This window comes from Micromonospora sp. NPDC048843 (assembly GCF_040649965.1).
Taxonomy (GTDB): domain Bacteria; phylum Actinomycetota; class Actinomycetes; order Mycobacteriales; family Micromonosporaceae; genus Micromonospora; species Micromonospora hortensis.
Genome location: NZ_JBEZGJ010000002.1, coordinates 42,234 through 57,808, shown reverse-complemented (window position 1 = coordinate 57,808; position 15,575 = coordinate 42,234). Strand labels below are relative to the sequence as shown.

Genomic DNA, 15,575 nt, shown 5'->3' with positions numbered 1-15,575 from the left:
GTCAGCCGATCAGCTCCGGCTGGTCGGCCAGCAGCCGATAGCCGACGCCGTGGACGGTCCGGATGACCACGCCCGGCCCGAGCTTGTGTCGCAGCGCCGCGATGTGGGTGTCCAGGGTGCGGCTCGACGACTCCCAGGACGCGCCCCAGATCTGGTCGAGGATGACGTCGCGGCTGACCACGTTGGGCGCCCGCCGGGCCAGGAGCAGGAGCAGTTCGAACTCCTTGCGGGTCAATGGCACGAGTGCGCCGTCGACGGTGACCTCGCGGGTACCGACGCCGATCCGCATCGGGCCGAGGACGAGTGGCTCGTCGGTCTGGCCGGTGGCGCGAGCGGCCCGGGTTCGCCGCAGGACGGCGTCGATCCGGGCGAGCAACTCGGGGACGCCGAACGGTTTGACGATGTAGTCGTCGGCGCCGGCGCGCAGGCCACGAACCCGCTCGTGCTCCTCGGATCGCGCGGTCACCGCGATCACTGCGGTCTGCGGGTGGTCGCGCAACTTGCGGATCACGTCGAGCCCGTCGCCGTCGGGCAGACCCAGGTCGACGAGGACCACGTCGGACGGCGCGGCGCGCTCGGCTTCCGCGGCGGTGGCGACGCGGTGAACCTCGAAGCCCGCCTGGGTCAGGACGGTCACCAGACCCCGCGCCACGCGGTCGTCATCCTCGATGACGGTTATCCGCATACCGGCGAAGTGTACGGCCCGGATCGGTGCTCGTGTCGGCCCGGGTTCTTGGGATTTTTCTGACACCATCCGGGCCCCGACCAGCCGAGACTGGGGGCCACTGACGCGCCGAGGGATGTCCATGCGTTGATGGGGAGGTCGCCATATGCGAACGACCAGCAGATACCGGGCCACCGCGCGGATGATCGCCGCGATCGGTGTCGTCGCGCTCACCGCCGCCTGTTCGGGTAACGGCGGTGCCGCCGGAGGAGGGGACGCCGCGAACTACCCGGACGAGAACATCACGATCGTCGTGCCGTTCAGCGCGGGTGGTCCGACGGACACTGTCACCCGGATGATCGCCGGACCGATGGCCGCGAAGCTCGGTGGCAAGATCGTCGTCCAGAACGTCGAGGGTGCCGGCGGCACGGTCGGCGCCGGCGATGTCGCGCGGGCCAGGCCGGACGGCTACACGGTGCTCATGCACCACATCGGCATGTCGACGGCGCCCGCCCTCTACAAGAGCCTGGGCTACAAGCCCCTGGAGGACTTCGAGACGGTCGGGCTCGTCACCGAGGTGCCGATGACTATCGTCGCGCGTAAGGACTTCGCGCCCGCGACACTCCAGGACCTGGTGACCCACGTGAAGGCGAACGCCAACAAGGTCACGCTGGCCAACGCCGGCATCGGCGCCGCGTCGCACCTGTGCGGTCTGCTGTTCCAGAGCACCACCGGTGTGAAGCTCCAGGAGGTCCCGTACCAGGGCACCGGTCCCGCGCTGACCGACCTCGTCGGCGGCCAGGTCGACTTCATGTGCGACCAGACGACAAACACCAGCGGCCAGATCGCCGCGGGAAAGGTGAAGGCGTACGCGGTCACCACACCCGAGCGCGTGAAGAGCCTTCCCGACCTGCCGACCACCACCGAGGCCGGGCTGCCGCAGCTGACGGTCAGCGTGTGGCACGGTCTCTACGTTCCGGCCGACACGCCGCCGGAGATCGTGCAGAAGCTGTCCGAGGCGTTGAAGGTGGCACTGGCCGACCAGGGGGTCATCGACCAGATGGCCAAGCTGGGCACCGCGCCGGTCCCGGCACAGGACGCGACCCCGGACGCGCACCGGGCGAAGCTCGACGAGCAGCTCGGCACCTGGGCGAAGATCATTGCCGACTCCGGGGTGAAGGTCTCCTGAGGTGGAGCGCCGTCGGTCGTTCCCGGACGTCCTCGCCGGGGGGATCTTCGTCCTGATCGGTGGCGCATTCGTGGTGGGGGCGCTCGGCTACGAGCTGGGCACCCCCACACGGATGGGCCCGGGCGCCTTCCCGCTGCTGGTAGGCGCGGCAGTGGTCGCCCTGGGCCTGGCGATCGCCGGCAAGGGGCTCATCGCCGGTGAGGTGATCGCGTTCGGGCCGGTCCCGTGGCGGGCGGTCGCCGTCATCGTGCTCGCGGTCCTGTTCTTCGGGTTCACCATCCGGCGACTCGGGTTCGTACCGACGACGGCGGTGACCGCACTGCTCACCACCCTGGCCAGCGCACGCGTACGGCTGCTCACCGCGGTGGCCGTGGCCGCCGGGCTGACAGTGGCCAGCACGCTCATCTTCGTCGTCGGACTTCAGCTGCGGATCCCGCTGTGGGGCCCCTGGCTGGGCTTCTGACGCGACAACCGGATTGAGGCATGGAACTCCTCGACAACCTCGCGCTGGGCTTCTCGACGGCCCTGCTGGTCCAGAACGTCCTCTACTGTTTCGTGGGAGTGCTGCTCGGGACCGCAGTCGGCGTGCTGCCCGGCATCGGGCCCACTGCCACCGTGGCGATGCTGCTACCGATCACGTTCAGCTTCGAGCCGGTCACCGCGCTGATCATGCTGGCCGGCATCTACTACGGGGCACAGTACGGCGGCTCGACGACCGCCATCCTGATCAACCTGCCCGGTGAGTCGTCAGCGGCGGTCACCGCGCTGGACGGGCACGAGATGGCCCGCCAGGGCCGGGCCGGCCCCGCCCTGGCGGCCGCGGCGATCGGGTCCTTCGTCGCGGGTACTGTCGCCACCGTCGCGCTGGCCGCCGCGGCCCCGCCCCTGGCCAGTGTCGCGTTGAAGTTCGGCCCTGCCGACTACTTCTCACTCGTGCTGTTCGGCCTGATCGTGTCGATCGCGCTGGCGCGGGGCACGGCGCTCAAGGCGCTGGCGATGATCGCGCTCGGCGTGCTGCTCGGCACCGTCGGCCAGGACATCTACACCGGAACGCCCCGCTTCGTGTTCGAGCAGCGCGAGCTGTACGGCGGCATCGACTTCGTGTCGGTCGCCGTGGGCCTGTTCGGGGTGGCCGAGATCCTGCGCAACCTGGAGAACGAGCAGACCCGCACGGCGATCGTCAGCAAGGTGACCAACCTCTGGCCGACCCGCGAGGACCGGCATCGGATCGTCGCCCCGATCCTGCGGGGCACCGGTCTCGGCGCCGCGCTCGGTGTCCTGCCCGGCGGCGGCCACGTGCTGGCCTCGTTCACCTCGTACGCCGTCGAGAAGCGCATTTCGAAGCGGCCGCAGGAGTTCGGGCGGGGCGCGATCGAGGGCGTCGCCGGCCCCGAGTCGGCGAACAACGCCGCCGCGCAGACGTCGTTCATTCCGCTGCTCACCCTGGGCCTGCCCGCCCACCCGGTGATGGCACTGATGATCGGCGCGTTCATCGTCCACGGCATCACCCCGGGCCCGAACGTCATCAACGACGAGCCGGCGCTGTTCTGGGGCCTGATCGCGTCGATGTGGATCGGCAACGTGCTCCTGCTGCTGCTGAACCTGCCGCTGATCGGCCTCTGGGTGCGCATGCTGCGCATCCCGTACCAGGTGCTCTTCCCGATGATCATCCTGTTCGCCGCGATCGGCACCTACTCGCTGAACTCCAACGCGTACGACGTCTACGCGATCGCGTTCTTCGGGATCCTGGGCTATGTCCTGATCAAGTGCGGGTGCGAGCCGGCGCCTCTGCTGCTCGGCTTCGTCCTCGGCCCGCTGCTGGAGGAGAACCTGCGCCGCGCGCTGATCATCTCCCGCGGCGACCCGTCGGTCTTCGTGACCCGGCCGATCTCCGCGGCGCTGCTGGCCCTGGCGCTCGTCGCGCTCGTCGTCGCCGTCCTGCCGACGATCCGACGGCGCCGCGCCGTCGTCTTCGCTGAGGAGGAGTAGCAATCCGGACCACGTGACGGTCAGGTCGACGAAGATTGTTTCCGTGACGAGCGACAACACGCCCCGGGGCTGGACCAGCCGGACCGTCTGGGACAGGCGGTTCAACGCCCCGCTGCGCTCGTTCCTGCGGACCGAGACCGGCGGCGCGCGGGTGGTGCTGATCGCCGCTGTGGCGGCTCTCGTCTGGGCGAACCTCAGCGCATCGTCGTACGAGTCGGTCTGGAGCACCCCCTTATCGGTCCGGCTCGGCGACTGGCAGGTCGCGCACGACGTGCGTACCTGGATCAACAGCGGCCTGATGACGTTCTTCTTCCTGGTCGCGGGGCTGGAGTTGCGCCGCGAGTTCGACATCGGCGAGCTGCGGGAGCGGCGTCGCCTGGCGTTGCCGATGCTGGCCGGGGTCGGCGGCATGCTCGTGCCGATCGCGATCTACCTCGCCATCAACGCCGGGCACACCACAGCGGCGGGCTGGGGCGCGGTGATGGCCACCGACACGGCGCTCGCGCTCGGCGCGCTGGCCGTCTTCGGGCCACGCTTCTCGGAACGGCTGAGGGGTTTCCTGTTGACCGTCTCCGTCGTCGACGATGTGGTGGCGATCGCGGTGCTGGCCATCGCGTACCCGCATCACCCCTCGCTGACGGCGCTGATCGTCGCGGCGGCGATCTTCGGCGTCGTGCTGCTCGTCCGGGGCTGCGGGGTGCGGTTCGGCCCGGTCTACGCGTTGCTCGGGGTGGCGGCCTGGCTCGCCGTCTCGATGTCCGGTGTCGACCCGGTCGCGGTGGGTCTGGTGATGGGGTTGCTGACCTACGCCTACGCACCCGGCCGAGGCGACCTGCAACGGGCCAGCGACCAGTTCCGCCTCTTCCGGGAACAGCCCACCCCGCAACTGGCCCGGATGGCCCGGGCCGGGCTCACCTCGGCGCTGTCGCCGAACGAACGGTTGCAGACGCTCTACCATCCGTTGGCGAGCTACGTGGTGGTGCCACTCTTCGCGCTGGCCAACGTCGGCATCGTGATCGACGGCGACCTGCTGGCCCGGGCCGTGACCTCTCCGGTCACGGTCGGCGTCGTGGTTGCGTACGTCGTCGGCAAGCCGGCCGGGATCGTGGCCACCGCGTGGTTGGTGACCCGGCTCAGCGGTAACCGGTTCCGGCCGCCCGTCGGGTGGGTCGCCGTCGCGGGGGTCGGCACGATCTCCGGCATCGGGTTCACAGTCGCGCTCCTGATCGCCACCCATGCCCTGGACGGCCCGGCCCTGGACGAGGCGAAGTTCGGCATCCTCGTGGCGACGCTCGGCGCGTCAATGGTCACCTGGCTGGTGTTCCGCTCCGTCGGACGGCTCTCGCCGGCGCGGCGGACCCGTGCGTTGCTGGGCGTCACCGAGGGGATAGTCGACCTGATGCTGCCTGTCGACGCGGATCGCGACCACGTGCGGGGGTCGCTCGATGCGCCGGTGACTGTGGTGGAGTACGGCGACTTCGAGTGCCCCTACTGCGGGCAGGCCGAGCCGGTGGTCCGAGAGTTGCTGGCGGACTTCGCCAACGTCCGGTACGTCTGGCGGCACCTGCCGCTCACCGACGTCCACCCGCATGCTCAACTCGCGGCCGAGGCCGCCGAGGCGGCGGGGGAGCAGGGCGCGTTCTGGGAGATGCACGACCTGCTGCTTGCCCACCAGGACGCTCTCAACCCCGCTGACGTGCTGGGTTACGCCGAACAGCTCGGCTTGGACCTGGACGGGTTCCGGGAGCACATGGTGAAGCGGATGGGCGTGGACCGGATCGCCGAGGATGTCGACTCGGCCGATCTCAGCGGTGTCACCGGCACCCCGACCTTCTTCATCAACGGCCGACGGCACCACGGCGCGTACGACATCGTCGCGCTCTCGGCGGCGGTGAAGGCGGCGTTCGCGAGCGCGAAGCTCCGCCCCGAGTACCACCCTCGGGACCCCGGCCGGCACGAGGCCGGTCCGGCGAGCTGACCGCGCGGCCGTCACCGGGCCAGGCGGTCGACGAGCGCAGCGGTCACCTCCCGCGCCCTCCGGCAGCGGCGGCGGCGCTGGATCAACGGGGTCCGCCGCCGTGACTTCCGATCCCGCCTCTGCGTTGCGGGGTGCGGAGGTGTTGGCCGGCTCCTTTGGAGCTGAATCGTTTGCGGCATCAGCTCCAAAGGCAGCACGCCAACCCATACAGCCCCGCAGCCCGCCGGCCCGCACAGCCCCTCGGGGCCCGCACGCTTAAGCCCTCCAGGCCTCAGCGCCGCCCGCCCCAGCGCCGCCCGCCCCAGCCCCGCCCGCCGGGGGCCCTGCAGCGCGCGCGGCCCCGGGCGCCCCCGGGGCGTTCAGGTGACCGGGAGGGCGGCGAGCCGGTTGGCGCGGCGGCCCGCGACGGCCACGACGACCGCGAGGGCCAGGGCGATCAGGAAGAAGACGTCCGCGCCGGTGAAGGCCGCGTGGAAGCCCGCGGTCGGGTCGGTGGCGGAGCTGGCGCGGGTGTACGCGATGGTGAGGATCGCGATGCCGAGCGAGCCGCCGAGTTGGTGGGCGACGTTGACGAGGCCGGACGCGGCGCCGGCGTCCTGTGGTTCGACTCCGGCGACGCCGCCCTGGGTCATCAGGATGATGGCGATGCCCTGGCCGATTCCGATCACCAGCAGGGGCAGCAGCACGTCCGGGAAGTAACTGGAGCCGGTCGAGATGCGCGACAGCCACGCCATGCCGGCGAGCGCGAGCACGAGGGACGCCACCAGCAGGATGGGGCGGCCGAGCCGGTTCTGCAGGGGCCGGATGGCGTACACCATGGCGAAGAACATGCCAGTGATGGGCACGTACGCGAAGCCGGTCTGCAGGGCGCTGAGGTGCAGCACCTCCTGGAGGTACTGGCTGAGGAAGTAGAAGGTGGAGAAGGTCGCGCCGACGATGAGGATCCGCCCGGCGTACGCCCCGGAGCGCTCCAGGCTGCGGAAGAGTCGCAGTGGGGTGATGGGCTGTGGTGCTCGGTGTTCGATCAGCACGAAGGCGGTCAGCAGGACGGCGCCGAGACCCAATGAGACAACGGTGCCCGGTGCGCTCCAGCCGGCTGCTGCGGCCTGGATGAAGCCGTACACCAGGGCGGTCATGCCACCGGTGGAGGTCAACGCCCCGCCAATGTCGAACGCACCGGCGCGGCGTTCGGTCTCGACCAGGAACCGTGGTGCGAGCAGCGCGATGGCGATGCCGATCGGAACGTTGACGAGCATTCCCCAGCGCCAGGAGAGCAGGTCGGTGAAGACGCCGCCGATGACGATGCCGACGCTCCCGCCGGCGCCGATGACCGCGCTGTAGAGGGCGATCACCCTGGCTCGGGCCCCCGGTTGGGGGTGGTCGGCGACCAGCAGCGCGAGCGTGGAGGGCACCGCGAGCGCGGCGGCGAGACCCTGCACGACGCGGGCGGTGATCAGCCAGCTGCCGCTCGGGGCGAGGCCGGCGGCGAGGGACGCCGCGGTGAACAGTGCGATCCCGGCGAGGAAGACGCGGCGGCGGCCGAGCAGGTCACCGGCTCGGGCGCCGAGCAGGAGCAGGCCGCCGAACGCCAGGACGTAGGCGTTCTGCACCCAGGAGAGCCCGGACTGGGAGAAGCCGAACTGCCGCTGCACGTGCGGCAACGCGGTCGTGATGATCGAGGTGTCCAGCGTCATCATCAGCTGTGAGCCGAGGATGAGCGCCAGGGCGGTCCCGCGACGGGTAGCGGGAGTCGGAGGCATGGTCCGCCTTCTTTCGGGCTAGACTGATAGGAGACCTCCGAATAAGTGGAGGCGCACTATCACTCTAGTGATAGCTGACCTCCGGTTGCTAGCGCTGGGAGACATCGGCATCGTGACGGCCCTCACCCACCTGCGCGTGGCCCGCCCGCACCGGGCCGACGCCGCCCGCAACTACGACGCGATCCTGGCGGCGGCCCGGGTCGCCTTCGCCGAGCAGGGCGCGGATGCTCCGCTGGAGGAGATCGCCCGCCGCGCCGAGGTGGGCATCGCGACGCTCTATCGCAACTTCCCGACGCGGGAGGTGCTGATCGAGAACGTCTACGTCACCGAGGTCGAGGCGGTGTGCGCGACTGCCGGGGAGGCCGAGAGCCTCGCCCCCCGCGACGGGCTGTACGCCTGGCTGCGGCGCTTCGTGGAATACATCGGGGCGAAGCAGCCGCTGGCCGCCGGCCTGAACCGAAAGTCCACTGCCTACCTGGAGTGCCGGCGGGCGCTCTACGCCGCCGGTGGACCACTGCTCGAGCGGGCCCAGCGGGCGCGTGAGGTGCGCGCCGATGTGACCATCGACGACGTCATGCGCCTGACCAGCGCCATTGCCTCCGGGCACTTTCCCCGTGCCGACCAGCGCGATCACGTGCTCACTGTCGCCCTCGACGGGTTGAGCGCGCAGCCGGAGTGACCTCTGTCGTCCCCCCGAGCGGCGATGTCCGAAGTGGAACAGCTGCGGAACGTGTTCGGGGAATCACGATGGACTCGGACCCTTGACTCTCGGGAAACATCGGGCCACCATCTGACAACGTTGTCACAGACCCTCGCCATCTGACAACGTTGTCATGTCTGGAGGCAAGATGTCCGAGCCATCGCCGATTTCCCGGCGTACCTTCCTCTCCGCCGGCGCGACGCTGCTGGCGTCGGTCGGGGTGACCGCGGCCCTCCCGGACGCCCACGCGTCCGCCGCCGGGCCGACGCCGACCGCCAACCCGACCGCCACCGACCTGGCCCGGTACCGCCCGGTGACGGTCTCCTCGACCGACTACGCGCCGACGCCGGCCACCTTCGCCGTGGACGGTCTGCCGCAGGTCGGCGTCCGGGGGAGTGGATGGCGCGCCGCCAAGGGTGATCCACAGTGGATCTCGGTGGACCTCCAGGCGCCGTGCCGGATCGAGGCCGTCTCCCTGGTCTTCGAGGCCACGCTCACCGACGGGCCGTTCGACGGCAACTACACCGACACCGACGGTGACGAGATCCTCTCCAGCGCCGCGACGGCGTACCGGATCGAGGTCTCCACCGACGGCCGTGCCTGGCGGTCGGTGTACGAGACCGGCGAGGGCCAGGGCGGCGCACAGACCATCAAGCTGCCCGAGCCGGTCACCGCCCGGTGGATCCGGATGACCGCCACGAAGCGCTCGAACAGCAACCCGGTGGGCCTCAACGGCTTCCAGGTCTACGGCGTACCGCTAGCCGGCCGGCCGAAGGCCGAGGGCTGGACCAGTTGGGAGGGCGGCAACACCGGCCCGGCCCCCGAGCTGCGGGTCGCCGCCGACGGCACGGTGCCGCTGGAGTCGGGCTGGTCGCTGACGATGGACGACTTCGCTGGCACCACCGACGGCGCCGAACTCTCCCGTGCCGGCGTCGACGTCCGGTCCTGGCTGCCGGCGACGGTACCCGGCACCGTGCTGGGCACTCTGGTGGAGCAGGGACACCTGCCCGACCCGGTGGCCGGCTTCAACAACATGCGCATCCCGGAGGCGCTGTCCCGGCACACCTGGTGGTACCGGCGCGCGCTGCGGCTGCCGCGCGACCTGGACACCTCGGTCGGCCGACGGATCTGGCTGGAGTTCGACGGGATCAACCACGAGGCGACCGCCTGGGTCAACGGGGTGCAGGTCGGCAGCGTCAATCACCCGTTCGCACGGGCTGCCTTCGACATCACCGACGCGTTGGCCGGTCACCGTGGCGAGCACGTCCTCGCCGTCCGGGTCACCCCGATGCCGCACCCGGGCACCCCCGGCGACAAGGGCCCCGACGGCCGTACCTTCCTCCAGTCGGCCCACCACTACCTTGACGCGCCGACCTACCTGGCGGTGTCCGGGTGGGACTGGATGCCTGCCGTCCGCGACCGGGTCACCGGCCTCTGGGACCACGTCCGCCTGCGCAGCACCGGCGCCGTGGTCATCGGCGACCCGCACGTGCAGACCACCCTGCCCGACCTGCCCGGCACCGACACCGCCGAGGTCACCATCCGGGTGCCGGTCCGCAACGCGGCGACCAGCGCGACCACCGTCACCGTCCGCGCGGAGTTCGACAAGGTACGCGTCGAGTCGACAGTGACCGTCCCCGCCGGCGGGAGCACCACAGTCACCTTCGCGCCGGAGCGTTTCCGCGCGCTGCGGCTGCGCAACCCCCGGCTCTGGTGGCCCAACGGCTACGGCGACCCCCACCTGTACGACCTCACGCTCACCGCCACCGTCAAGCGCGCGGTCAGCGACCGGCGTGCGCTCCGCTTCGGTGTCCGCGAGTTCGCCTACGACTGGCACCAGCCGGTCGTCATCTCGCCGCCCGGCAAGCCCGCGCTGGAGTTCGTGGACGGCGCGGCGACCCAGACGGTCACGTTCGACAGGCAGCACGCCCGGCACGTGCGTATCCAGGCCGGCCAGCGTGCCACCGGTTGGGGCATCTCGATGTTCTCGTTGTCGGTGGCCGACGGCACCGGCCCGGATCTCGCCCTGCGCCGCGAGGCCAGCGCGTCGTCCTCGGAGAACGACGGCAACGGGCCCGGCAAGGCCGTCGACGGCGACGCGGCGACCCGCTGGGCCTCGCAGGCCGAGGACGACCAGTGGATCCAGGTCGACCTCGGCGCGGCTGTGGACTTCGACCGGGTCACCATCGTGTGGGAGCAGGCGTACGCGCTGGACTACCGCGTGCAGGTCTCCGCCGACGGGGACGCCTGGAACGACGTGACGTCGGTCAGTAACGACACCCCGCTGGGCAGCCGCGCCACCCAGGTCGAGACGTTCGCGAGCCAGACCGCGCAGCACCTGCGCATCCAGACCGGCGCGCGGGTGACCTCGTGGGGCGTGTCCATGTGGGCGCTCTCGGTGCAGCGGCAGGCCGAGCCGGACGTCGACCTGGCCCTGCGTCGGACCGCCACCGCGTCGTCGTCCGACGGCGACTCGAACGGCCCCGACCGGGCCGTCGACGGCAACCCCCGCACCCGGTGGTCGTCGACCTTCGAGGACAACCAGTGGATCCAGGTGGACCTCGGCGCTCCGGTCAGCTTCGACCAGGTGACAATCGTCTGGGAGCAGGCGTACGCCCGCGACTTCGTCATTCAGGTCTCCGACGACGGGCAGCGCTGGACCGACGTCAAGGCGGTCAGCAACAAGATCACCGAGCTGAAGATCACTGTGAACGGTGTGCCGGTGTTCGCCCGGGGCGGCAACTGGGGCTGGGACGAACTGCTGCGTCGGGTGCTGCCCGACCGGCTGGCCGACACGGTCGAGATGCACCGCGACATGAACTTCACGATGATCCGCAACTGGCTCGGCAGTAGCAACCGGGAGGAGCTCTACCAGGCCTGCGACGAGCAGGGCATCCTGGTGTGGAACGACTTCTGGCAGGCCGGGGCGTTCCTGCCCAACCCGCCCGGCTACGTCGACATCGCCGCCGACACCATCCGGCGGTTCCGCCACCACCCGAGCATCGTCGTCTGGTGCGGCGCGAACGAGGGGGACCCGCCGCCGATCGTCGACGCCGGGCTCAAGCAGGCCGTCGCCACCGAGCACCCGGAGATCCTCTACATCCCCAACTCCGCCAGCGGCATCGTGAGCGGGCGTGGGCCGTACGGCTGGGTCGACCCGACGACCTACACCGACAAGACGATCTACGAGGCGGACTCGTTCGGCTTCCACACCGAGATCGGCATGCCGGTGGTGTCGGTGACCGAAAGCATGCGCAACCTCGTCGGGGACGCGCCGGAGTGGCCGATCGGTGAGGTGTGGAACTACCACGACTGGTCGACAATCGGTAACCAGCGCGTCGGCACGTACCAGGCGGCGATCGACGCGCGGCTCGGGGAGTCCGACTCGCTCGACGAGTTCGCCACCCGGGCACAGTTCGTCAACTACGAGAGCCACCGCGCCATGTTCGAGGCGTGGAACGCCAACCTGTGGCAGGACGCCACCGGTCTGCTGCTGTGGATGTCGCACCCGGCGTGGCACAGCACGGTCTGGCAGACCTACGACTACGACCTCGACGTGAACGGCGCCTACTACGGCGCCCGAAAGGGGTGCGAGCCGGTGCACGTCCAGGCCGACCCGGGCACCTGGCAGGTCCGGGTGGTCAACCACACCGCCGCGCCGTTGAGCGGGGTCACCGTGAGCGCCCGACGGTACGACCTGAACGGCCGGTCGCTGGGCGCGGCCCAGCGTCAGCGGGTGGACGTGGCCCGCTCGGCCACCACGGCGGCCTTCCCACTCGCCGCGCCGGACGGCGGCGGGCTGCACCTGGTACGACTGGAGCTTCGGGACAGCCGCGACCGGCTGCTCACGGAGAACACCTACTGGCGCTACGACAAGGCCGAGCAGTTGCGGGCGCTCAACGACGTGCCGAGCACCCGACTGTCGACGTCGTCGAGCACCGTACGCGTCGTGGACGGACGCAACACCGTCAACACGACGGTCCGCAACCAGGGCCGTACTGTCGCCGCGTTGGTGCGGCTCGCCGTGCGCGACCAGCGCGGTAAGCGGGTCCTGCCGGCCCGCTACGACGACAACTACTTCTGGCTCCTGCCGGGGGAGAGTCGCGAGGTGCGGGTCTCCTGGCCGGCCCGGTCGGGCCTCGCCCGCCAGGTGACGGTGACCGCGCAGGCGTACAACTCCTAGGAGTACGCGGTGGGAGGCGGCGGCGTGCTGCTCCGCCTCCCACCGTGGACCCGTGCGCTGCCACCTGATGCGGGCGTTTAGATCCGTTACCGCACCTCGGCGTGGGACCGAGATTCATGCTGTACGTGTGACACGGTCCGGTTCCACGTCCGGCGCGGTACGGGTCGCGTTCGCGTTCTGGATCACGCTCGTGGGCACCACGGTGCCGACGCCGCTCTACCCGCTCTACGAGCTGGAGTTCGGCTTCTCGTCGTTGACAGTGACGGTGGTCTACGCGCTGTATGCGCTGGGAGTCGTCGTCGGGTTGCTGGTCTTCGGTCGGCTCTCCGACCAGATCGGCCGACGTCCGGTCATCCTCATCGCGCTGCTGCTCTCGGTCGCCGCCGACGCCGTGTTCCTGGCCGCCGTGGACCTGGCGATGATCATCGTGGGTCGGATCCTCGCCGGGCTGTCCGCCGCGCTGATCATCGGTGCCGCGACCGCGGCGTTGGCGGAGCTGATCGACCCTCGGCACCCGAAGCGGGCCGCCACCGTGTCGATCTTCGCGAACCTGGGCGGCCTGGCCGCCGGCACCCTGCTGTCCGGGATCGTGTCGGACGTGGCACCCGATCCGCTCCGGCTGCCCTGGGTGATCGTGCTGATCCTGGCGGTGATCGCGATCATCGCGCTCCGCGGGGTGCCGGAGACGGTCCGGGAACGTTCGCCGGTGACTTTGCGGGTGCAGCGGTTGCACGTGCCGGCGACCATCCGCGGGGCCTTCGTCCGCTCGGCGCTCACCGCCGGCGCGGGCTTCGCCGCCCTCGGGGTGCTCACGTCGGTGAGTGGGCTGTTCCTCGGCATGGTCCTGCACGAGACCTCGCACACCCTTGCCGCGCTGGTGGTCTTCGTGGCGTTCACCGGCGCCGCGTTCGGTCAACTGCTGACCCGCGTGCTGTCCTCGCGCGCCGCGCTGGCCAGCGCCTGCGCCGGCCTCGTCGTGGGGGCGGGCCTGCTCGCGTTCAGCATGTGGATGGCGTTGCTGGCGACGCTCATCGTCAGCGCGGCGATCACCGGTGTCGCGTCCGGGGTGGCGGTCGGCGACGGCATCGCGACGATCACGATGAAGACCGAACCGCAGCACCGGGCCGAGGCGGTGTCGACCTTCTTCGCCATCCTGTTCGCCATGCTCGGTGTGCCAGCGGTCGGGGTCGGTCTGCTGATCCAGACGATCGGCCTGCGCCCGGCCGGCGAGGTCTTCAGCGCGGTGGTGGCGGTGCTCGCGCTGGTCGTCCTGCTCAGCCTGGTCCGGGGCGGCCGGACACGGCCCGCGAGCTGATCACCGGCGCGGCCAGTTCAGGGCAACCGGCGTGCCTGGCGGGCCATTCACTGAGGTCTTGCGGCGGTCATCGTATACAACATACGCTCCCCGAATCGCCCACCTGAGGAGCTCTCCATGACGAACCTCTCCGTCCGCGACACGAACCTGCCCCGCAGCCGGGTGCTCCGGGCCGCCGTGGCGGCGGCCGCCGTCGTCTGCACTGTCGTCGCCTGCTCACCGGTGTCGAACGACGAAGGCGGCGACCCGTCCGGCGGCGACCAGGCGGCAGGCCAGGATTCCTTCGGTACGCCCGCCGACCCCGCCGCCGTCAAGCAGGGCGGCAAGCTGGTCATCGCCCTCTCCGCCGAGCCCGACGCGCTGGACCCGACGCTGTCGAGAAGCCTCTACTCCCGCTACGTCTTCCAGGCGATGTGCCAGAAGCTCTACGACGTCAACGAGCAGGCGCAGGTCGTACCGCAGCTCGCGACGGCCCTGCCCACCACGAGCGGCGACGGCCGGACGGTGACCATTCCGCTGCGGCCCGGCGTGCGCTTCGCGGACGGCACGGCGTTCGACTCGGCCGCGGTGAAGGCCACCCTGCAACGCCACCTCACCAACGCCCGGTCGGCGCGCAAGAGCGAACTCGGCCCCATCGACGGCGTCGACACCCCTGACGCGCAGACAGTCGTCCTGCGGCTGAAGCAGCCGTTCGCACCACTGCTCGGGGCCCTCGCCGACCGGGCCGGCATGATCATGAGTGCGCAGGCGCTGCGGACCAAGGGCGACGACTTCGCCTCGGCGCCGGTCTGCGTCGGCCCCTTCAAGTTCGCGAAGCGGGTGCCGCAGAACTCCATCGAGGTGGTGCGGGACCCCAACTACTACGACGCGAGCAAGGTGCACCTGGACGGCATCTCGTGGCGGATCCTCACCGACGCCAGCATCCGCGCCGCCAACCTGCGCTCCGGTGACGCGCAGGTCGCCGACTCGGTCTCCACCCAGGACGTCGCCTCGCTCCGGCAGGACGCGGCGGTCTCCGTCCTCCAGTCGCAGTCCCTCGGCTACCAGGGCCTGACCATCAACGTCGGCAACGTCGACGGCGTCGGCACCGCAGCCAAGCCCATCAACCGCCCCCTCGCCCAGAACGCCAAGGTGCGACAGGCCTTCGAGCACGCCATCGACCGCAAGGCCCTCGTCGACGCGGTCTTCAACGGTCTGCACGCCGCCGCCTGCTCCCCGATCTCGCCGGCGAGCACGTTCTCGTCCCCCGAGGCGCAGACCTGCCCGGCGCACGACCCCGCCAAGGCCAAGCAGTTGCTGGCCGAAGCCGGCGTGCAGACGCCGTACACGGTCACGATGCTCGCCTCGAACACCCCTGACACGCTGCGTCTCGCGCAGGCGTTGCAGTCCATGGTCAAGGACGGCGGATTCGACCTGAAGATCAACCCGGTGGAGTACTCGTCGCTCCTCGACGAGCAGGACCGCGGCAACTTCGAGCTGCTGCAACTGGGGTGGAGCGGCCGGATCGACCCGGACGCCAACATTACGAACTTCGTCGGCACCGGCGCCAGCCAGAACGTCGCCGGCTACAGCAACCCGCAGCTCGACACAGTGCTGACCCAGGCCCGCCAGGCCGGTGACGTCGAGGAGCGCAGGAAGCTGTACGGGCAGGCGGTCGCACTGCTCCAGCAGGACGACGCCCTGATCTACCTCTACCGGCAGCGCAACCTGACCGCCGTCAGCAAGCAGATCCAGGGCCTCCAGGTCTACCCGGACGGCGTTATCCGGGCCGCCTTCGCCGGCTTCGGCAAGTAGGCC

General features: G+C 70.5%; 10 protein-coding genes. 8 read left to right on the top strand and 2 right to left on the bottom strand.

What is annotated here, in order from left to right:
- Position 1 precedes the first annotated feature (1 nt).
- Positions 2 to 685: a response regulator transcription factor gene (locus AB0C20_RS00880; RefSeq protein WP_357179914.1), complete on the bottom strand. Its 684-nt coding sequence runs from the start codon at positions 683 to 685 to the stop codon at positions 2 to 4.
- A gap of 145 nt (positions 686 to 830) precedes the next feature.
- Here AB0C20_RS00880 and AB0C20_RS00875 point away from each other — a divergent pair, with 145 nt between their 5' ends.
- Genes AB0C20_RS00875 through AB0C20_RS00860 form a run of 4 tightly spaced genes read left to right on the top strand, consistent with a single transcriptional unit; the run spans position 831 to position 5,820 of the window.
- Complete coding sequence (locus AB0C20_RS00875) at positions 831 to 1,853, top strand: tripartite tricarboxylate transporter substrate-binding protein (protein WP_357566936.1); 1,023 nt, start codon at positions 831 to 833, stop codon at positions 1,851 to 1,853.
- 1 nt (position 1,854) lies between these two features.
- On the top strand, positions 1,855 to 2,316 hold the full coding sequence (locus tag AB0C20_RS00870; RefSeq protein WP_357179920.1) for a tripartite tricarboxylate transporter TctB family protein: 462 nt from the start codon (positions 1,855 to 1,857) through the stop codon (positions 2,314 to 2,316).
- A 20-nt stretch (positions 2,317 to 2,336) separates the two neighbouring features.
- Positions 2,337 to 3,842, top strand: a complete 1,506-nt coding sequence (locus tag AB0C20_RS00865) for a tripartite tricarboxylate transporter permease (protein ID WP_357566935.1) — start codon at positions 2,337 to 2,339, stop codon at positions 3,840 to 3,842.
- Between the two features lie 43 nt (positions 3,843 to 3,885).
- Positions 3,886 to 5,820 carry a Na+/H+ antiporter NhaA gene (locus tag AB0C20_RS00860; RefSeq protein ID WP_357566934.1) on the top strand — a complete coding sequence of 645 codons (1,935 nt, stop codon included), beginning with the start codon at positions 3,886 to 3,888 and terminating at the stop codon, positions 5,818 to 5,820.
- 359 nt (positions 5,821 to 6,179) lie between these two features.
- On the opposite strand, the gene AB0C20_RS00855 is transcribed toward AB0C20_RS00860, so the two are convergent.
- Complete coding sequence (locus AB0C20_RS00855; RefSeq protein ID WP_357566933.1) at positions 6,180 to 7,580, bottom strand: MFS transporter; 1,401 nt, start codon at positions 7,578 to 7,580, stop codon at positions 6,180 to 6,182.
- Positions 7,581 to 7,647: 67 nt separating this feature from the next.
- On the opposite strand from AB0C20_RS00855, the gene AB0C20_RS00850 reads away from it, so the two are divergent.
- The 4 genes from AB0C20_RS00850 (at position 7,648) to AB0C20_RS00835 (ending at position 15,572) form a co-directional block, all read left to right on the top strand.
- Complete coding sequence (locus AB0C20_RS00850) at positions 7,648 to 8,259, top strand: helix-turn-helix domain-containing protein (protein ID WP_357566932.1); 612 nt, start codon at positions 7,648 to 7,650, stop codon at positions 8,257 to 8,259.
- A 169-nt stretch (positions 8,260 to 8,428) separates the two neighbouring features.
- Positions 8,429 to 12,463, top strand: a complete 4,035-nt coding sequence (locus tag AB0C20_RS00845; protein ID WP_357566931.1) for a discoidin domain-containing protein — start codon at positions 8,429 to 8,431, stop codon at positions 12,461 to 12,463.
- A gap of 127 nt (positions 12,464 to 12,590) precedes the next feature.
- Positions 12,591 to 13,778 carry an MFS transporter gene (locus tag AB0C20_RS00840; RefSeq protein ID WP_238682599.1) on the top strand — a complete coding sequence of 396 codons (1,188 nt, stop codon included), beginning with the start codon at positions 12,591 to 12,593 and terminating at the stop codon, positions 13,776 to 13,778.
- Between the two features lie 117 nt (positions 13,779 to 13,895).
- Positions 13,896 to 15,572, top strand: coding sequence for an ABC transporter substrate-binding protein (locus AB0C20_RS00835; RefSeq protein ID WP_357566930.1), 1,677 nt, complete (start codon positions 13,896 to 13,898; stop codon positions 15,570 to 15,572).
- Positions 15,573 to 15,575 lie beyond the last annotated feature (3 nt).